Below are 18,624 nucleotides of genomic sequence, written 5' to 3'. Positions count from 1 at the left end.
GACCTGTAGGGCCAAGGCGTCTTCACTCAGAAATGAAGTGAGTGCGGTCGAGGGGGATGATGACGGCCGATTGTTTGGTGGCCTGCTCGCGCAGGGCTGTGTTCTCCGCGAGCAAGACGGCGATGACGGTAGCGGCTGCGTCGACCTGGTCCTGAAGTTGCTGACGCTCTTGCCGGTTGTTCTTGAGTTGGCGGCGAAGGTCAGCGATCTCCTGCGTTTGCCGTTGGTCGTGAAGACTTGCCGGGCTCTGGCCGATGTGGTCGTCCCAATCAGCAAGCACGTCGATGGCGCGGTTCATAGTGGCTCGGCTGACGCCGGCCTCCCGCCAGAGGTTGTTCTTTGTCAGCTTGCCGTCGGTACGGGCCGGCCGGCCGGTGAAAAGTCGCTCCATAGCTTCCCGCAGTGCCTTCTCGGCCCGCGCAGAGACCTTGAGCTGAGGGGCCTCGATCATGCGCCGTCTGCCTTCCTGAGCGCGAGTTCGACGTCACGGATCTGTTCGTCGATGGCAGCTCGGCGGTTCGGGGGCAGCCGTGGCTGGTCACGGAGCCGGCTCAGCGAATCGTGCTCGGCCTTCCAGATCGGTAGGTGTTCGGGGGCGATGATGCTGTTGCTGCAGCGTGCGGGCTGGCAGCGGTCGATGAGTGGCCCTCGGTGTCCCGGGGGCACGATGGCATCTTCCAGGCACTTCGCGCCGACGGGGTTGTTCTCGTCCATGGTGCAGTGGTTGAGCTTTCCGAACCGGATCGATAGGTGCGTGCGCTTGAGCAGGCCGTGTTCGACGCGAATATCCCCTCGCTGGGCCTTCCCACTCGCTCGGAGGGCTTCGGCCTTCTCCCGGACGGCAGCGAAGGCCGAACGCATCTGGTCAGCACCGGGCCCGAAGCCGATAGCCTCGCCGCGGCTGTCGGCGTCGAAACGGTCCCTCAGCCGTTGGGCCCGACGTTCGGCGATGGCGGTGGTGAGGAGACGGGCCCAGGAGGGGTCGTGATCCATGTAGCCCTGGGTCCAGCGGTTGGCCAGGGCTCGGGTGGCCGCGTGCTTGAGCTGCATCCCGACGGCGATTTCCGAGCCGGGATAGTCGCGGGTGAGCATGGCCATGGTCCGGCGGAACATGTGCGGAGTGACCTTGCTGGGAGGGATCTCGGCGAGGCCGGTGCTTCGCCGGTGATGGTTGACGTGCTTGATGAAGCACGTGATGGCGGTCTGGCTGGTGAAGCCGCTGCCGTGGAAGCGCGGGGTGACCGCCGCGAAGGCGAGGGTGTCGCTCGTCGACAGGTGCATGGCGGTTTCGATGGCCTGGGCGACCGGTGTGATGATCCACCAGTGGGCCGTGGGCAGGTCGGGATCGAGCTTGCGTTTGACCGACTTCACTGCCGGGGCGCCGAAGTACTCGGTGAGAGCATCCTTGGTGATCTCGCGGATCTCGCAGTCACGCATCATGGACAGCGCGGCGACGAAGACATAGCAGGCATTGCGCAGGGCCAGGCACTCGACCGCGAGTTCGCGGGGCTGGAGACTGTCGTGCCAGGGGCCGCGGCTGTCGTCCAGCCTGGTCACCTCGCGCAGTCCGTCGATCAGGCTGGGGCGGATGCGGCCCTCGGCAACGAGCCGTTCGGCGGTGGCCCGGTGGGCCAGGCCGACGCGGTTCTGCTTGGTGAAGAAGGCCATCTTGCGGGACTCGAACCCGATCAGAAAGGTCAGCAGCTGCCAGTTCACGGTTGTTCTCCCCGTGAGCTGGTGCACTGGGACCTTGTTGTCGGGATCGGCGACCCACGCGGTGAAGCGGGTGTCGGCCTCGGCCGTGGACAGCGGGCGGGCTTCGGCCTGAAGACGGTGCCAGTAATCGAGTGCGCGCAGGATGTCGGGGCCGAAGTCGTTGATGTACGCCCATGCAGCGCGGACGAGCGGGAACCATGTCTCCGGCCGGATCACAGGGGTCTTCAGTTCGGGGACGGTGGGGTGGTCGACGACGGCGTTCGTGCTTGTGCCGGGCCAGGGATCACGTGCTAGCCCGCTGCTGGCCAGTGTTCCCCGGAAACGGTGCAGGGTCCTGATCACGTGGACGTGTCCGGTGGCGCTGGCCGCTTCGCCCTGCTTGCAACGGTGCTCGATGTAGGTCTTGAAGTCGTCGTCGCTCCAGTCGCCGACCCATGGGGGAAGCTGCCAGGAGACGCCGTAGGCGTGCAGGGCTCGCAGGTGTCCGATGCGCTGGGAGACCGTGTGCGGTGCCACCGGGTCGGGCGGAAGATGCAGCCCGCAGGCGAGTACGGCTGGGTGGCGCGGATTGAACCAGATCATGGCCATCTCCCGGGCCAGGAGATTCCACTGCGGGTCCAGCTCGCGGAAGAGCACGCGGAAGCCGGCGGCAGCCAGGTTCGGGGCCCTGCGGACGATGCCGTTCAGGTCCCAGCAGCCGGTGTTGCCGAACAGCGGCGGACAGGCGCCTTCCAGGACCGGGTGGGACTGGATGACAGGCTCGTCGTCCCGGAAGACCGAGACGGGCAGGGCGAGCGGCAGGCGGCTGGTCACGCGTCCAACTCCACGTATGCCGAGAGCGGGAGAGGCAAGGCCGCCGTGCCGTCGGCGATCTGGCGGCGGGCCTGAGCGATCTCTGCGTCGGTGCGGGCCTTGATCGCTTCGGTGACGTTGACGCGGCTCTGTCCCCAGAGCGTGTGGAAGAGCTGAGGCGGCAGCCGCAGCCGCAGGCGTTCGAGATGGTCGGAGAAGAGTAGAAGCTGGGGGAGCTTCGAGGGCAGCACGAACGCGTTGCGGCATTCGAGGCAGCGGGTGGGGCGACCGGGCAGAGCTGGCCGGCGCGTCCGTAGGGAGAGGCGAAGGGGTCCCTGCAGCTGGAGACGCCCATGTCGAGCTGCCCGGTGCGAAGCTGTTCGACCTCTTCCTCCGACAGCCCCAGGGCGGCGGTAGAACCCGGCTGTCCCAGCGACTGCTCGGCTTCCTCGCCCAGCACGACGGGACCGGCCACTGCTTGGTCGAGCCAGCGCGTCTGCGCTGCGGTGATCACGCTGCCGGCGATGTCACTGACGCGGCCCTTGAAGGTGATGGCCTTCTCGACCTTGCTGGACTTGCGCAGGCGCCGGATGTCCGGCTGGCCGTCGACCGACAACCCTCTCTCTCGCAGCCAGCCGGCGAAGGCCGACGTCCGGTCGAGCCTGGCGGGTGTGACTTGCGGCCAGAACATCGCGGCCCGCAGGAACAGCGGGACAGGGGAGATGCCGAACCGCTCGGCCAGCGGCCTGTTCAGTTCCAGCAGCCGACGGCAGATCTCCCCGGCATCGAGTCGAGGCCGAGGGGTGCAGCAGAGCCGGGCTCTCTGGCTCCGGTGTGCTGAATGCCTGGCGCATTCGGGCGCGGGCCCGGCCCTTGCTGAAGTCGATGGTCACGCTGGAGGAGCCGAACTCGATGTCGTGCTCGGTGAGCGCGGCCACTTCCTCCGGGGCCCGGCCAGTGGCTGCCATCAGCAAGATCCGGTAAGCCTGCAGATCGGAGTTGTGCAGGAACAACTGCCTCACCAGGCCCCTGACGACGGCGGCCTTCGCGGCGACCGGGCGGGTGCCGGCCGGTGCCAGCTGCCGCAGGCTCACCGGCATGTCCCGCCAGGACGGAAGAGCCTTGCTGATCTCCGTGCAGTTCAGGGCATTATGGGCGATCACCCAAAGGAGGTTGGTCTCCTCGGTCCAGCCATCCTTTCGTGGATCGCGGCCGCGGGCCACAAGGTCCCAGCCGCGGGCGAGGCGCCTCTCGACGTCCAAGCGCGCGGCCCATGCGGCCTGGACGATCTCAATCCGAGGGCGCCTTCGAGCCAGCCGTGCAAGTGCCCAGCGACCACACGCTCGGCGTGGAGCGATCGCCGCCCGATCAGCGTTCTCAGCCGACCTGCATGCCAGGCCGGACTTCGCGAGCCGGGCCTGTGCCGGGAGGGCAGCAGACGGACCCATTCCGTCACCGCGTGATGCAGGTCCGGGTCGGTGCCCGCTAGACTCGCCAGGTGCGGCCGGGGGACGGTGGCATCGACGTGCGCGCAGAACGCCTCGATCGTCTGCCGGTAGTGCGTCGCCGAGGTCGGCCCGTAACGGGCGTCTTCCACCAACTCCACCCACTCGTCGGCGAGTTCCCTGGCCAGCTTCGCGCAGGTGAAGCGTGCCGGATCGAACGTCACCGTCCGAGGGCGGCCCTGACCGTCGATCGTCGACACCTCGCGAACGCCGACTCGGGCCGGGGCCGCAGGGCGAGGAACAGGAGCGGGGAAATCACGGGTGTAGTGGCCGCGTCGGGGCATGGCCGACGTCCTCCAAGTCCATCAGGCTGCGGGCGATCGTGATGTAGGAGGCGCCGCCGGCGGCCGTCCACTCGCGGAAGGCGTCATCGACCTCCCGCATCGGGTCCTTCAGGTAGCGGATGTAGCGGTAGGTGGTCGACGGGTGTGCGTGGCCAAGGCGGCGCTGGACCACGAGCAGCGGATTGCCGGTCATGTGGTCCAGCAGCGTAGACATCGGCAGCCCCTGGTCCTCGGCGTCGTTCAGGGCTTCGCGCGTCAGGAAGATCAAGAGCCGCAAGGCGAAGGTGTGCCGAAGGTCGTGATAGACCCAGCACCGCCTGGGCAGCGCCGGCGCGTGCTGGTTGCCGGCCCACGCCTTTATCCGGTCCCAGGCCCTCCAGCGGGTCTTGTCCCAAGCCGAGAAGGTGACCATTTTGCCGCCCTGACCGATGAACAGCGCCAGCGGGTCCAGGCCGTCACCGGTCTCCAGCACCGCCAGACGTCGCAGATCCGGCTTCATGTTCTTGATCGTCCGCGTGATCGTCAGGCCGTCGAGCACCCCGCGGACCCTCGTGCCGTCGGCCTCCAGCCGCTGGATCACGAACAGCTCTCGGGGCCGCCGCCGAAGTGAGCGCTGGGCCTTCGCCACGATCTCCGGACGTTCGAGCAACAGGTAGGCATCGAGCAGTTCCATCGGGTCCGGCGCGACATAGACCGAACGCGGCCGTCCGAACTTGGCGCAAGCCTTCAGCTCGACATCCGCGAACTCCGGCCGCTGGCCATCCACCAGACCGAGCTCGGGCAGGAGCAAGGTGGACCACTCCTGGATCCGCATCCCCGTCATCAGCGCCAGTTCGCAGGCGGCCCGATTCCGGTGGGGCCGCCAGCCTCGGAACGAGACATCCAGTCCGGCGTCCGGAGCCAGTCCCCCGAATCCGACGTCCCTCAGGTAGAGGTACTGGTCAAGCTCCATGTGCCGAACGCGCAGGTCAGGGCGGATTCTGCTGGCGAGGTTGGAACCTTGCGATGTCGCCCGCCAGGGCTGCCGGGCGATTACACCGAATCGGATCAGATACCGGTAAAGAGACTCGATGGCGGCCCAGTCCCGGTCCCATGCGGCGTCACCGACGACCTCCTCCGCCTCGTCCTGCCGCCACAGACGAAACTCCCGAAGGTCTGTTTCCGTGGCCGACTGCAGATCCGTCTCACGGGCCAGCAGGAAGTGCAGCAGCATCAGCACGGAGTACGCGTACGACCGCATCGTCTTCGCGTCCTTGCGTTCCAGCGCCAGCGACCGGAACCACGACGACACCGGCTCGACCGGGCGCATCGCGTCATCCAGCAGGATCGGCGTACCCGAAGGCACTAGTAGTGCTTCGTTACTTCGGGTGATCTCGGCTGGTGGTGGGCATCTTCGGGGTGTGAAGCTGGGGGAAGTGGAACGGCTCCGGGGTGAGTTATCGGAGTTCGTTGCCGATGTCTTCGGGTCGGTGCCGCGGCGGGATCAGCGGCGGTGGGGCGAGTGTTATCTGCGAGGGCTGATGCTGGACGGCCGGCGCAAGTCGGTCCAACCGATGGCCGAGCGGCTGCCGGACGGGAACATGCGGGCTCTGCAGCAGTTCGTGAACCAGTCGCCGTGGGATCCGCTGCCGGTGCGGAGGCGGATCGCCGAGCGGTTGTGCGAGGCGGTGCGCCCTGAGGTGTGGGTGATCGACGACGTGTCGTTTCCCAAGTGCGGCACTGCCTCCGTCGGGGTTGCCCGCCAGTACTGCGGGGCCTTGGGCAAGCGGGCGAACTGCCAGGTCGCAGTCAGCGTCCATGCCGCCACCGACACGGCATCGTGTCCGCTCAATTGGCAGTTGTATCTGCCCCGGGAGTGGACTGACGAGGCGAACCGCTGCCGCAGGGCCGGAGTCCCGCAGGGCACGGGCCATCAGGCGAAATGGCGTCTGGCGCTTGGTCTGCTCGACGCGCTCGCCGAGTGGGGGCTGCAGGCCCCCGTTGTGGTCGCTGATGCCGGCTACGGCGTCAGTACCCCGTTCCGCCTCGCGCTGGAGGAACTGGGTCTTGCCTATGTGGTGGCGCTGACCGGGAAGGAAATCGCCCACCCGGAGGAGGCTGAGCCGCACCGGCCTGACTACGGCGGCCTGGGGCCACCGACGCTGCCGCGTTATCGAACCCCGCCACGAGCCTTGTCCCAGCATGCAGCCCAGATCACTACGGACCGGCTCGCCGAGGTGACCTGGCGGCCGGGCAGCAAAGGGCGGATGACCTCACGGTTCGCCGTGCTCACCGTGCGTCCGGCGGGCAAGCAGGCCCTGGCCGCGGCCCAGGAGGCAGGCGGCGGCCACTACCAGTGGGACGGTGTTCTGCCCACATACACCGTGCTGGTGGAATGGCCTGCCGGCCAGGACGCTCCGACCAACTACTGGATATCGAACCTTCCCGCCACCACACCGGTCGAGGACCTCGTCCGGTGGGCGAAGATGCGCTGGCGGATCGAGCACGACCACCGCGAGCTCAAACACGGCCTCGGCCTGGACCACTTCGAGGGGCGCACCTGGCGCGGCTGGCACCACCACGTCACCCTCGTCACCGCCGCACAGGCCTTCCTCACCCTCCGGCGGCTCGACCCAAAAGCCCACACGCCGGCCTGACCCTCTACCAGGTCCTCGACGCCCTCCAGGACCTGCTGAGGTGCTGGACCGGCACCTGCACCACCTGCGGCCGCCGACTCACCACAAACAGGACCAGAGCCAGAACCTAACGAAGCACTACTAGGTTCTGTCCGGCGGATCATGTGACTGTCCGATTGCTGACTCGTTGTGTCTGGCATGGGGCGGGGTGATCTGACGAATGCCGAATGGGTCCGGCTGGTGCCGCACTTGCCGGCGTCGGGGCTGCGTGGGGGACGGTGGAACGGTCACCGCAGAGTCATCAACGGGATCTTGTTCCGGGTCCGGACAGGCATACCGTGGCGGAACCTTCCCGAGCGTTTCGGCAGCTGGAAGACCGTCTATGAACGGCACCGGCGCTGGTCGGCGGACGGCACGTGGGACCGGATCCTGTGTGCCGTCCAGGCCGACGCCGACCTCGCGGGCCGGGTCGACTGGAGCATGGTCAGCGTCGACTCGACGTCATGCCGAGCCCATCAGCACGCGGCCGGCGCTCGCAAGAAGAAGCCATGTGTCCCGAAAAAAGGACGACGCCTCGGCTCCACCGCCCCGACGAAGGACTCGGACGGTCTCGGGGCGGCCTGACCTGCAAGATTCACCTCGCAGGTGAAGGTGGCTGCCGGCCGATGGCCTTCCTGGTCACGCCCGGTCCGTGGGGCGACGCGCCGCAGATGATCGAGGTCCTCGAACGGATCCGCGTTCCCCGACCTCAGGGCGGTCGCCCCCGCACCCGGCCGGACCACTTGGGCGGTGACAAGGCATACAGCTCACGCCGCAACCGCCACTACCTGCGAAGACGCCAGATCAAACACACCATCCCCGAACCGAAGGGCCAACGCGCCAACCGCAAACGCCGCGGCAGTGGAGGCGGCCGGCCCACCGGCTTCGACAGCGAGATCTACAAACGCCGCAACGAGGTCGAGCGGACGATCAACCGGCTCAAGAGCTCCCGGGCCGTCGCCACCCGCTACGACAAGAGGGCCTACGTCTTCCACGGCACCGTCACCACCGCGGCTGTCCGGCTCTGGCTCCGGGGCTGAGCCAGCCTGCAGTCTCAGTCCCCGAGGAACCACAGGTACAGGCCCTGTCCGTCGAGAACTACCTGACCCAGCTCGATCAACTCGCGCGCGAACTCATCAGTCAGCACGCCTACAGGCAGCCGCGGTACCTCCTCCAACAGGGCCGACACCTGCCGGTGGTTGAAAACGGTGTCCGCGTACGGCAACAGGTGTCCCAGCATTGGAAACACTGACTGATCAAGACCAGCCAGCTCAGGACCCCAGAACACACCATGCTTCGCTCGGGCCTCGATCGTGCCGTTCTCGCCTCGGACCTGGAGGTTAATCACGGTCAGACCCTATGGCCTCATGATCCGCCGGACAGAACCTAGACGTCGGGCGAACAGAGCTGACAGCTCTGCCTGACTCAATCCAGCGACCTGGCCGACCTTCCAGACCTTCCGCTGGTCGGTGAAGAACAGCTGCACGTAACCCCACAGGCAAGCGTCACCACTCTGGCAACGTGCAGTCTTTCGGTGCCGGTCGGAGGTGTGCTGGGAGATGCCGCGATGTCACTCGGATGAGACAACTTCAAGTGTCTGGAGAACCGTCCCACTTGGGTTATCGGCTGTTGAACTGTCCGCGGGATAGGGTCCGGTGCGATGTCGATCACGGGGTGGCGGGTGCACTTCACGCGCCGGGAATTGGCAGGGCCACGCGAAGTGACGCCGTTCATGCGGGAGTTCAGTGATTTGTTCGCCGGTCTCGCTCAGGGGTTGGATGATCTGGGGTGCCTGAGCGGCAGCCATTCCTGATCAGCCCGGTGGGCGTGTACGACGTGGCGTCGAACCGGTACTTCTCGGTGTGGCTGGCTTCGTCAACGTGGAACACCCAGGCCGCCCATGCCCGGGATCTGCGCACGTACTTCGACTTCCTGTGGTTCGCGCGAGGCAGGCGTGACTGGCGAGACGCGTCTATGGAGCAGTTGCACGCCGCCCGGCTGCGGTGAAATGCCGAGCCTGGCCGCTACGACTTCGGCGGACTTCTCGGAGCTCCAGCGAGTGATCGAGGGCGACGGCATCTGCAACGCACAGCGCATCGCCCGACGCCGGGCACACGCGGATGGTGCTTGGGTGCGCGAAGCGGCCGTGGCACATGCCCCGCAAGCGGTCCGCCCGGTCCCCGGAAGGAGCGGCAGCGTGAAGGACAGCAATGGGCCTCCATCATGTCCACCCGGCGATCTGTAAGGGAGTCCAAGGGCATGGGTGACGTCACGGACGAACGCATGTACATGTCCCTGGCCGCGAACCGGGTGGTGACGCCCGATGGGCTTTCGGTACCGGAGTCGAGGACGCGGCTGCACGGTGTCGACGCGTCCGTCACCCGCCTGCGTCGACTCCAAGGATGTGGCTGCAGGCCGTACCCCGCTGTACGAGTAATTGGCGTGGACCACATGTCGGCTGCCGACAGCGGTTAGGTGGTTCAGTTCGTCCCACGATGGATCCGCCCTGCCAGTCGCCGCCACAGGACCCGGCGTCGCACGCTGTGGCAGCTGTGCGGGATTGGCCGGTCACGTCAGATTGGAGGGGACGATCCCGTAGCGGCGCATCTTGCGGTACATCGTGGCGCGGCTGATCCCGAGGTCCTTCGCGGTTCGCTGGACATTGGAGTTGCGGTCCATCAGCCCACGCAGAATGGCGTCGCGTTCCAGCGCCTCGATGGTGGTCAGGACCTTGTTGGACGACACCCGGCATTCCGGCGGCAGGTCCTCCGCTTGGAGGATCCGGCCGGAAGCCCGCCGTGCCAGTCCTCGGATCACCGAGTCCAGCTGCCGGACGTTCTCGGGCCAGGGGCAGCGCTGCAGCATGGTCAGCGCATCCGGGGCGAATGTGCTCTCCCCGCTCGGCCGGTACTTGCGAAGGAAGAAGCGTGCCAGGTGCTCGGTGTCTCCATAGCGATGGCGCAGCGCCGGCACCTCCACCGAGGTGCCGCAGACCCTGTCGAGTTCGTCGGCGGTGCTGACCATCGACGGCTGGCTGGTTGTGACCAGCTGCGCTGTCGCGCTGCCGTCCTTCCGCACCAGCAAATGCGCCAGCTGCTGCCGCAGCTGATCGCCCAGCAGGTGCACATCACAGAGAAGCAGAACGGTGGACGACACGACGAGCAGCTCTCCGATGTCGTGAAGCCAGCGCTCGGTGACGGCAAGTGAGTCCGACAGCGGCGTTTCCCGCACTTCCAGCCGGCGTCCGGCGCCGTGGGCTCGGTGCAAGGCCTCGACCAGTGTCTTCTTGCCGACGCCGGCTTCGCCCAGGAGATGAAGCCGTGTCCCGGCGACGAACGCCGCTTCGCTTGCGGCCACCGTGCGCAGCCAGTGCGGGGACGAGCCCACGAGTCCCAGGTTGGAGCGGACGGGCGCGGCGGAAACCGCAGGTGTGGTCTGGGCCCGGCCGATCAGCCGGACTCGGAAGACGGCGCCCGCATTGCTGTCCTCGCGTCGGCAGCGACTGACCCTGAGTTCGGCGACCCGTCCCGAGGGCAGGGCGATGCTGCGGGTCCCCTCAAGCCGCGCATGGTCGGCGATCTCACGGGCGTGGTCGAGCAGCGCATGCTGATCGGGCCCGGTCACTGCGGCACTGAGCTGCTCGTTCATCATGACGACATCACGGTTGAGTGCCAGCACGGGCCCCGGGCGGGCCGAGGAGCACGCCTCCATGTAGTCCTGGAAGAGAGCCCGTTCGCGCCGCGAGGTGATCGCCGCGATCTCGGCCTCGATCTGCGCCGCGACCGAGCGGGCGAAGGCCATCAGCATGCCGTCGGAGCCCTGCCGGATGGTGGTGAGATTGAACGCTCCCAGCAGCGTGCCCCGGGTGGGATGCAGGATCGGTACGGCCGCGCAGTGGAACTCCCGCAGCTCTTCGACGTAGTGCTGCCTTCCGGCGATCACGACCGGGCGGCCGCTGGCCAGCGCGGTCCCGATGCCGTTCGTGCCCACGTATCGCTCGGCGAACACATGACCCGGGGCCAGGCGCACGCGGTTGAGGTGCGTGGTCAGACCGTCGTGAGACACCTTCCGGGACAGCACTACGCCGTTCCGGTCTGTGATCATCGTGGAGACAGGGTCGTCGGCGAGCTGCTCGTGCAGCGTGTCCAGGATGGGCAGCGCCGCCCTGGCCAGGGGGCTGTCCAGGTTGGGGTTGTCCAGGTAGGGAGCGTCAAGGCTGCCGGACTTCACCTTGTACTCGATCGAGCGTTGCCATGAGGCGACCACCAGCGGCCGGGCATGCGAATCGTTGGTGGCCTCCAGATACAGCTCTCTGGCTACTCTCAGCGAGTTTCCGGGTTGATGTCGGGGCATTTAACACTCCCGTGCGGCGCGCGTCACATTCCTCGGTGCAGTGATTGGAACAGCCCGGCGGCGTCGCGCCTACGGCGTGTATCACATTGAGACATCCGCGGACGAATTCTGAGACATCGACCTGCGAACGGCGGCCTGTGTAATCGGCGCACCACCCACCCGCCGACTCGCAGGGAGCCGCCGTGAAAGCCGTGCAGGTCATCGAATACGACGAGCCGCCCATGCTCGTGGATGTGCCGGACCCGCAGGTCACCGGCCCGCTGGATGTGATCGTGAAGATCGGGGGCGCCGGAGTCTGCCGGACCGATCTGCACATCCTCGAAGGACAGTGGAAGGAGAAGAGCGGGGTCGCCCTTCCGTACACGATCGGTCACGAGAACGCCGGCTGGGTCGCGGAGGTCGGAGAGGCCGTCAGCAACGTCGAGGTGGGTGACCCGGTCATCCTGCACCCGCTGGTGACCTGCGGTCTGTGCCGTGCCTGCCGGGCCGGCGACGACGTGCACTGCCTGAACTCGGCCTTCCCCGGGATCGATGCCGACGGGGGCTACGCCGAGTATCTGAAGACCAGCGCCCGCTCGGTCGTGCCCCTCGCCCCGTCTCTGGAGCCGGCCTCGGTGGCAGCACTGGCCGACGCCGGGCTCACGGCGTACCACGCCGCCGCGAAGGCGGCCCGGGCACTGTGGCCCGGTGACAAGGCCGTGGTCATCGGCGCCGGCGGACTCGGACACATCGGCATCCAGGTGCTGCGGGCCCTGTCGCCGGTCGAGATGATCGTCATCGACCGCAGTCCCGACGCTCTCGCGCTGGCCAAGGAACTCGGCGCCGACCACACGGTCCTCGCGGACGGCAGCGAAGCCGACCGGGTACGGGACCTCACCTCGGGGCACGGGGCGGAGGCCGTCCTGGACTTCGTCGGTGAGGGTGGCGCCGTCGAGACGGGCGTGGCCTGTCTTCGCCGTAACGGCAACTACTACGTCATCGGCTACGGCGGCCAGCTCCACGTGCCGACGATCGACGTCATCTCCACGGAGATCAACTTCATCGGCAATCTCGTGGGGTCCTACAACGACCTCTCCGAGCTGATGGTCCTGGCGGCCCGCGGCAAGGTCACCCTGCACACCCAGCGCTACCCCCTCGCCTCATTCCGGCAGGCCCTCGACGACCTGCACGCCGGCGCCGTACGCGGCCGAGCGATCTTGATCCCCTGACACTGCAGGAGAAGCCCCATGCGCAGCAGACCGTACACAAGCCTGGTCGCAGTGACGGCCGTAGCGGCCCTGACCGCCACCGCGTGCACTGCCCAGAACGAGGCGCAGCACCAGCCCAAGGAGAAGACCGCGCTCTTCAAGCCCGGCTCGGAGATCAGCTACAAGAAGTACGGCAAGGACTACCCGGCGACGAAGGTCAAGGACGTCCCCGGCTCCTGCAGCTACGAGTCGATCAGCCGCAAGGACTACTCGGGACAGACGCTGAAGATCATCAGTCACGCCGTCCCCGTCATCGGTGAGCCGACCCAGCTGCACGCCAAGCAGTTCGAGGAGATCACCGGCGGGAAGGTCGAGGTGGTCAACGTCCCCTTCGGCGAACTGCACCAGAAGATCCTCACGCCCCTCCAGGCGGGCCAGCCGGCGTACGACGTCATGTTCTACCCGTCCCTGTGGATCGGCGACATGGCCCCGTACCTGGAACCGGTGCCGGAGAAGTACCTCAACACCACCGGCATGCAGGACGTCACCGCGGCCTACATGGACGTGGCGACGTGGGACGGAAAGGTCGTCCAGTACCCGGTGGACGGTGACCGGCACTACCTCAAGGTCCGCAGCGATGTGCTGAAGGACCCCGAGCGGCAGGCCGAGTACAAGCAGGCCACGGGCAAGGACCTGAAGGTCCCCACGACATGGGCCGAATACCAGGAAATAGCCGAGGTGTTCAGCGGCAAGGACTTCGACGGCGACGGCAAGAAGAACTACGGCAGCGCCGAGGTCACCAAGCGCGATGACCTGACGTTCTCCGCGTTCATCAGCCGGGCGGCACCGTACGTGAAGAACCCGGACGTCGAGGGGGGTGTCTTCTTCGACCTGGAGACCATGAAGCCGTTGATCAACACGCCCGGCTTCGTCCGCGCCCTGGAGGACATGGCCAAGGCCAAGTCCACCTGGGCACCCGGCGGCGCCAACTTCGGCCTGGGAGACGAGATCTTCTCCTTCGGAGGCGGCCAGACGCTGATGTCCTACTCCTGGGACGACGCCTTCATCCAGGCCCAGCAGCCGGACAGCAAGATCCGCAACACGGTTGAGGCGGCGCCGCTGCCGGGCTCGACGGAGGTCTACAACCGCACCACGAAGTCGTGGGACAAGAAGGCGAACCAGGCGGCCTACTTCACCTGGGGATGGACCTCCGCGGTGGCCAAGGCATCCAGCCACCAGGAGATGGCCTTCGACTACCTGTGCTTTTTCAGCAACGAGGCCAACACCGCGCTCGACCTGACCATCGGACGTTTCGGCGTCAACCCCTACCGCATCTCCCACCTCGACCCGGAGTTCTGGGAGGAGCAGGGCTGGGACAAGGACGTCGCCAAGGCGTACGTGAAGACGCTCGCCGGCATGGAGGAGAACCCCAACCGCGTCTTCGACCTGCGTGTCCCCGGCGTCAACCAGTACATGTCCGCGCTGGCCAACGGCGTCGCGGCGGCGCTCGCGGGTCAGGCGTCCCCGCAGCGCGCGCTGGACGGCGTGGCCAGGGAGTGGGCCAAGATCACCGACCAGATCGGCAAGGAGAAGGTCCAGAGCGCCTATCGCAACGTAGTCGTGCTCGAAGACGAGTCCTGATCCGAACGCAGGGCGCCCCGGGTGGCCGGACCGCACCGGCCGGCCACCCGGGGACTCCCGCCCCCTTCCGCAAGGAGAACCATGGACGGCCTGCGCCGGCACAAGAGCATGTTCCTGTTGCCGGGACTGCTCACGCTCTTTCTGATCATCATTTTCCCGCTGCTGTTCACCATCCGCGTCAGCTTCTCCGGTTGGAACGTCAGCCACCCTCAGATGGACTTCATCGGAGGGGCCAACTACACCGCGATGCTGGACGACAGCCGCTTCTGGGCCTCCATCACCCGGCTGTTCCTGCTGGCGGGCGGCACGGTTTTGATTCAGTACCTCATCGGGTTCGGCATGGCGCTGCTGGTCTGGCGCGAGGTACGCGGCCGCAGATTCTGGCGGGTGCTCTTCCTCGTCCCCATGATGACCACGCCCGTGGTGATGGCCGCCATCTGGCAGACGATCTTCCATGAGTCGCTGGGGCCGGTGAACGACCTGCTGGGGATGCTGGGCCTGACGGGAATTCCCTGGCTCACCGAGTCCGGACCGGCCCTGTTCGCGCTGATGACCGTCGAGGTCTGGCAGTGGACCCCCTTCATGTTCCTGTTGCTGCTGGCCGGCCTGCTCAGCCTTCCCAAGGAACCGTTCATGGCGGCCGCGATCGACGGCGCCGGCACCTGGCGCACCTTCTGGAAGGTGACCTTCCCTCTGATGGCACCGGTCTCGGTGGCGGCGGTCATCATCCGGCTGGTCGAGGCGTCCAAGCTCTCCGACAGCGTCTACGTCCTGACGTCCGGCGGGCCGGGGTCCTCCACGGAGACGCCGGGCTACTACCTCTACATCCAGGGACTCCGCGATCAGCAGACCGGCTACAGCGGGGCGATGTCCCTGACCTACCTCGTCCTGATGATCGTCACGCTCACGGTTGTCGCCGCCCTGCTCACCAGGGCCCTCAAGCTGAAGGGGGACTCATGAGGTCGCGCCTTTATCCCGTATTCAAGTACACCGTGATCGCCCTGTGGGCCTGCTTCGTCGCGGGACCGTTCTTCTGGGCGATGACGACCAGCTTCAAGGACGCCAACGCCGTCCAGGGCGGTCCGACTTACATCCCCTGGGGGCAGTACGAACCCACCCTCACCGGCTGGCGCAACATCTTCGGCGGAGCCGGCGGCGTCGATGTGATCGATCCCTTCATCAACAGTGCCATCGTCACCGTCGCCGCGTCGGCCATCAGCCTGGCGCTGGGGTCGCTGGCCGCCTACGCGCTGTCCCGGTACCGGTTCAGGCTGGGCTTCATCAAGAACAGCGACATCGTCTTCTTCTTCGTCTCCCAGCGGATCATGCCGCCCGTCGTCCTGGTGATCCCGTTCTTCTACCTCCTGCAGTGGGGCGGCCTCCTGGACACCATCGCGGGCCTGGTCATCGTGACGGTCGCGCTCCTGCTGCCCATCGCGGTCTGGGTGATGGTGGACTTCTTCAACGGCATCCCCCGGGAGATCGACGAGATGGCGATGCTGGACGGCTGCCCCCCGTTCCAGACCTTCGTACGGGCGATCCTGCCGAACTCCCTGCCCGGGCTGACCGTCGCGGCGATGTTCTGCGCCGTGTTCGGCTGGAACGACTTCTTCTTCGCCTTCCGGCTCACCTTCACCGAGGTCCAGACCCTGCCCCAGGCGGTCGTCGCCCTCAACTCCTCGATTCCACCGTGGTGGACGCTGTCCGCAGCCGCGCTCTTCGGCGTCGCACCACTGATCCTGCTCGCCCTCTGGGTGGAGCGCCTACTGTCCAAGGGGAACCTGTCGGGAGCCGTCCGTTGAACCTCAACGCCACTGATCTGTGCCTGACCGTCGACGGCGTCGACCACCTCAAGAACGTGACCGCCACCTTCCAGCCGGGACGGCTGCACACCGTCATCGGCCGGACGATGGCCGGGAAGACGACGCTGCTGCGGGCCCTGGCCGGCCTGCAGAAGGTGGAATCCGGCTCGCTGACCCTGGCGGGAGCCGACTTCCTGAAGACACCGGTATGGCGGCGCGACACCGCCATGGTCTACCAGCAGTTCATCAACTACCCGCATCTGAATGTGTTCGACAACGTGGCCTTCCCGCTGAAGCGGGCCGGGCTGTCACGGGACGAGATCGGGCGCCGGGTCCGGCAGAGCCTGGCGAGCGTGGGCCTCGCGGACTTCGAGAAGCGCAAGCCCTCCCAGCTCTCCGGCGGCCAGCAGCAGCGCGTCGCGATGGCGCGCGCCCTGGCCCGAGCTACCGGCATCCTCCTGCTCGACGAGCCACTGGCGAACCTGGACTACAAGTTGCGCGAACAGCTGCGCGACGAGTTCAAGGCCCTCTTCTCCGACCAGGGCGACACGATCGTCATCTACACGACCACCGAACCCGCCGAGGCGATGATGCTCGGAGACGTGGTCCTGGTCATGCACGAGGGGCGGATCCTGCAGACCGGCACCCCGCAGGAGGTCTTCGAACGCCCTGCGACCACCACGGTGGCGTCCATCATCAACGACCCGCCCATGAACATCTTCGCGGGCCGGCTCGAGGGCGGACAGGTCACGGTGGCCGGTTTCCAGGCCACGCACGTCTCCGCGCACCTGGCCGACCTACCCGACGGCGCCTACCAGTTCGGCCTGCGCGCCACCGACGTCAGCCTGGCTGACGGCGGGGTCGAGGGCGAGGTCACCTTCGTCGAGATCTCCGGCTCCGAAACCTTTGTCCATGTGGCCGTCGGCGAGACCCCCTTCGTCGTACAGATCGAGGGCATCCACGACGTCGCCCTCGGCGACCTGGTCAAACTCCGGCTCCGTCCCGACCGGCTGTTCGCTTTCGACGAGCAGGGGGCGCTCGTGCGGACACCTTCATACGATCTCGCTTCAGTGGAAGGCCGTTGATATGGCGCAGTTGGACATCGTCGACGTGGGGCACGCGTACACGCCGGGCGCCGAGGAGGAGCGGTGGGCCCTCAAGCCGCTGAAGTTGACCTTCGAGTCCGGCAAGACCTATGCGCTGGTCGGGCCTTCGGGATGCGGTAAGACGACGCTGCTGAACATCCTGTCCGGCCTGGTCAGACCATCGCAGGGGCGGGTGCTGTTCGACGGCGTCGACGTCACCGCCCTGCCCACCAAGGCGCGCAACATTGCCCAGGTCTTCCAGTTTCCCGTGATCTACAAGTCGATGACGGTCTACGACAACCTCGCCTTCCCGCTGCAGTGCAGGCGCTGGGAGAAGACAAGGATCGACGCCAAGGTCCGGCAGGTCGCCGAGGCCCTGGACCTGAGCGACCGGCTCGGGCAGCCCGCTCGCGGGCTCACCGCCGACGACAAGCAGCTGATCTCACTCGGCCGCGGCCTGGTCCGTGACGACGTGGCGGCCGTCCTGATGGACGAACCGCTCACCGTGATCGACCCGCAGCTGAAGCACTCACTGCGGCGCAGGATCCGGGAGATCACCGAGCAGTTCCGGCCCACGGTGATCTATGTGACACATGACCAGTACGAGGCAATGAGCTTCGCCCAGGAACTGCTCGTCATGAAGGACGGCCGAGCCGTGCAGCAAGGTACCCCTGAGCAGCTGTTCGAAGCGCCCTCCTCCACCTACGTCGGCTACTTCATCGGCTCACCCGCGATGAACTTCCTGACCGTGGATCGCAGCGACGGCCCCCTCGCGCTGGCCGGCCGACCGCTGTCCGTCGCCTGGGACATCCCCCACAGCACGACCGAGGTCCAGGTCGGTGTGCGGCCCGAATACGTCAAGTTCGTCACGGACCCCGGCCCCAACACCTTCCCGGGCCGGCTGCGGGGCGTCAGCGACCACGGTGCACAGCGCGTGCTCGAGGTCGAGGTCGCCGGGCAGTCTGTCAGGGCCAAGACGCCACGAGAGGACGGAGTCCCGGCCGGCGAGAATGTTCTGGTGCACCTGCCGCGCGCGAAGGCCCTTCCGTATGCCGGCGGCCAACTGGTACTCCGCTCGTGACGGTCCGTCCGCCTTACGAGTTGGTGCGTGATAGCGGGTGAGCCGTTTTTGGCCTGGTCATGGCCTGTTCTCAGGTGGCGGTGCGGTCGGATACGACGCTGGCGATGGCGCGGTAGGTGTCGGGCAGGCGCCAGTTCGCGGCTCAGGCCGAGGTCGCCGTCCTCCAGGAGGACCTCGACGTCCGGGAAGTACTGGAAGCAGACGGCCCCGTCCGCGGTCTCCTCGACCGCCGCGCGTTCAGCCCACCGCGGCAGGATGGCCGCCGTGTATGGCCAGCGCACTCCGCTGCTGGCAGTTCGCCTCAAGGCCGTACGAGCGGTCTGGCGCGTAACTCCCCTCCACCGCACGCCGGTTCTGGCTCATGAGCAGGCCGCAGCATACGGACAGGTCCTGGAGGAGCAGCAGCCCGGAGCTGGAGCGGTCCGACGACGTGGCTCAGCTGCTGGCGTCTACCCGGCACGCTGGCAGCCGGGCGGCACACTGAAAAAGATATGCGCGGTGGCGCCTGGGGCATGCCCCAGGCG

The 18,624-nt window shown here is 67.0% G+C and carries 16 protein-coding genes and 1 pseudogene; 10 read left to right on the top strand and 7 right to left on the bottom strand.

What is annotated here, in order from left to right; genetic code table 11:
- Positions 1-22: 22 nt before the first annotated feature.
- The 5 genes from ACWGDB_RS06535 to ACWGDB_RS06515 all read right to left on the bottom strand — a co-directional run bounded on the left by ACWGDB_RS06535 (position 23) and on the right by ACWGDB_RS06515 (position 5,606).
- A complete protein-coding gene (locus ACWGDB_RS06535) occupies positions 23-451 on the bottom strand; it encodes a hypothetical protein (RefSeq protein ID WP_453821378.1) in 429 nt (142 codons plus the stop codon).
- Complete coding sequence (locus ACWGDB_RS06530; protein WP_453821377.1) at positions 448-2,529, bottom strand: hypothetical protein; 2,082 nt, start codon at positions 2,527-2,529, stop codon at positions 448-450. Before ACWGDB_RS06530 ends, ACWGDB_RS06535 begins: the two co-directional genes overlap by 4 nt.
- Positions 2,526-2,759 (bottom strand): hypothetical protein, encoded by a 234-nt coding sequence (locus tag ACWGDB_RS06525; protein ID WP_453821376.1) that lies wholly within the window; start codon positions 2,757-2,759, stop codon positions 2,526-2,528. The genes ACWGDB_RS06530 and ACWGDB_RS06525 overlap by 4 nt, the downstream gene beginning before the upstream one ends.
- A 276-nt stretch (positions 2,760-3,035) precedes the next feature.
- Complete coding sequence (locus ACWGDB_RS06520; RefSeq protein WP_453821375.1) at positions 3,036-3,770, bottom strand: hypothetical protein; 735 nt, start codon at positions 3,768-3,770, stop codon at positions 3,036-3,038.
- Positions 3,771-4,268: 498 nt separating this feature from the next.
- Positions 4,269-5,606, bottom strand: coding sequence for a tyrosine-type recombinase/integrase (locus tag ACWGDB_RS06515; RefSeq protein WP_453821374.1), 1,338 nt, complete (start codon positions 5,604-5,606; stop codon positions 4,269-4,271).
- Between the two features lie 91 nt (positions 5,607-5,697).
- Between ACWGDB_RS06515 and ACWGDB_RS06510 the strand changes: the two genes are divergently transcribed.
- Entirely contained in the window at positions 5,698-6,933 is a 1,236-nt protein-coding gene (locus ACWGDB_RS06510; protein WP_453821373.1) for an IS701 family transposase, read from the top strand.
- 177 nt (positions 6,934-7,110) lie between these two features.
- Positions 7,111-7,991 (top strand): IS5 family transposase gene (locus tag ACWGDB_RS06505; protein ID WP_453821372.1). Its coding sequence is split into 2 segments (ribosomal slippage): positions 7,111-7,471 and positions 7,471-7,991, totalling 882 coding nucleotides; the frame shifts between segments, so codons are not numbered across the junction.
- 14 nt (positions 7,992-8,005) lie between these two features.
- On the opposite strand, the gene ACWGDB_RS06500 is transcribed toward ACWGDB_RS06505, so the two are convergent.
- On the bottom strand, positions 8,006-8,299 hold the full coding sequence (locus ACWGDB_RS06500; protein ID WP_453821371.1) for a hypothetical protein: 294 nt from the start codon (positions 8,297-8,299) through the stop codon (positions 8,006-8,008).
- 440 nt (positions 8,300-8,739) lie between these two features.
- Here ACWGDB_RS06500 and ACWGDB_RS06495 point away from each other — a divergent pair, with 440 nt between their 5' ends.
- A complete protein-coding gene (locus tag ACWGDB_RS06495) occupies positions 8,740-8,958 on the top strand; it encodes a hypothetical protein (protein ID WP_453821370.1) in 219 nt (72 codons plus the stop codon).
- A pseudogene (locus ACWGDB_RS06490) lies at positions 8,959-9,196 on the top strand (hypothetical protein); the annotation flags it as partial.
- Positions 9,197-9,519: 323 nt separating this feature from the next.
- Here ACWGDB_RS06490 and ACWGDB_RS06485 read toward each other — a convergent pair.
- A complete protein-coding gene (locus ACWGDB_RS06485; protein WP_453821369.1) occupies positions 9,520-11,304 on the bottom strand; it encodes a sigma-54-dependent Fis family transcriptional regulator in 1,785 nt (594 codons plus the stop codon).
- 182 nt (positions 11,305-11,486) lie between these two features.
- Here ACWGDB_RS06485 and ACWGDB_RS06480 point away from each other — a divergent pair, with 182 nt between their 5' ends.
- From ACWGDB_RS06480 to ACWGDB_RS06455, 6 genes are all read left to right on the top strand, one after another.
- Positions 11,487-12,512, top strand: coding sequence for an NAD(P)-dependent alcohol dehydrogenase (locus ACWGDB_RS06480; RefSeq protein ID WP_453821368.1), 1,026 nt, complete (start codon positions 11,487-11,489; stop codon positions 12,510-12,512).
- Positions 12,513-12,530: 18 nt separating this feature from the next.
- On the top strand, positions 12,531-14,132 hold the full coding sequence (locus ACWGDB_RS06475; protein WP_453821367.1) for an extracellular solute-binding protein: 1,602 nt from the start codon (positions 12,531-12,533) through the stop codon (positions 14,130-14,132).
- An 81-nt stretch (positions 14,133-14,213) separates the two neighbouring features.
- Positions 14,214-15,092, top strand: coding sequence for a carbohydrate ABC transporter permease (locus ACWGDB_RS06470; protein WP_453821366.1), 879 nt, complete (start codon positions 14,214-14,216; stop codon positions 15,090-15,092).
- Positions 15,089-15,934 (top strand): carbohydrate ABC transporter permease, encoded by an 846-nt coding sequence (locus ACWGDB_RS06465; protein ID WP_453821365.1) that lies wholly within the window; start codon positions 15,089-15,091, stop codon positions 15,932-15,934. Before ACWGDB_RS06470 ends, ACWGDB_RS06465 begins: the two co-directional genes overlap by 4 nt.
- Complete coding sequence (locus ACWGDB_RS06460; RefSeq protein ID WP_453821364.1) at positions 15,931-17,019, top strand: ABC transporter ATP-binding protein; 1,089 nt, start codon at positions 15,931-15,933, stop codon at positions 17,017-17,019. The genes ACWGDB_RS06465 and ACWGDB_RS06460 overlap by 4 nt, the downstream gene beginning before the upstream one ends.
- Before the next feature lies 1 nt (position 17,020).
- On the top strand, positions 17,021-18,100 hold the full coding sequence (locus ACWGDB_RS06455; protein WP_453821363.1) for an ABC transporter ATP-binding protein: 1,080 nt from the start codon (positions 17,021-17,023) through the stop codon (positions 18,098-18,100).
- Positions 18,101-18,624 lie beyond the last annotated feature (524 nt).

It is taken from the genome of Streptomyces sp. NPDC055013 (assembly GCF_053608645.1).
Note: the sequence above shows the minus strand (reverse complement) of the source record. Positions and strands in the feature narration are given on the sequence as shown.

Coding starts and splice junctions, on each gene's coding strand:
- ACWGDB_RS06535 (WP_453821378.1), bottom strand. CDS start 451: ATGATCGAGGCCCCTCAGCTCAAGGTCTCTGCGCGGGCCGAGAAGGCA.
- ACWGDB_RS06515 (WP_453821374.1), bottom strand. CDS start 5,606: ATGCGCCCGGTCGAGCCGGTGTCGTCGTGGTTCCGGTCGCTGGCGCTG.
- ACWGDB_RS06485 (WP_453821369.1), bottom strand. CDS start 11,304: ATGCCCCGACATCAACCCGGAAACTCGCTGAGAGTAGCCAGAGAGCTG.
- ACWGDB_RS06475 (WP_453821367.1), top strand. CDS start 12,531: ATGCGCAGCAGACCGTACACAAGCCTGGTCGCAGTGACGGCCGTAGCG.
- ACWGDB_RS06470 (WP_453821366.1), top strand. CDS start 14,214: ATGGACGGCCTGCGCCGGCACAAGAGCATGTTCCTGTTGCCGGGACTG.
- ACWGDB_RS06465 (WP_453821365.1), top strand. CDS start 15,089: ATGAGGTCGCGCCTTTATCCCGTATTCAAGTACACCGTGATCGCCCTG.
- ACWGDB_RS06455 (WP_453821363.1), top strand. CDS start 17,021: ATGGCGCAGTTGGACATCGTCGACGTGGGGCACGCGTACACGCCGGGC.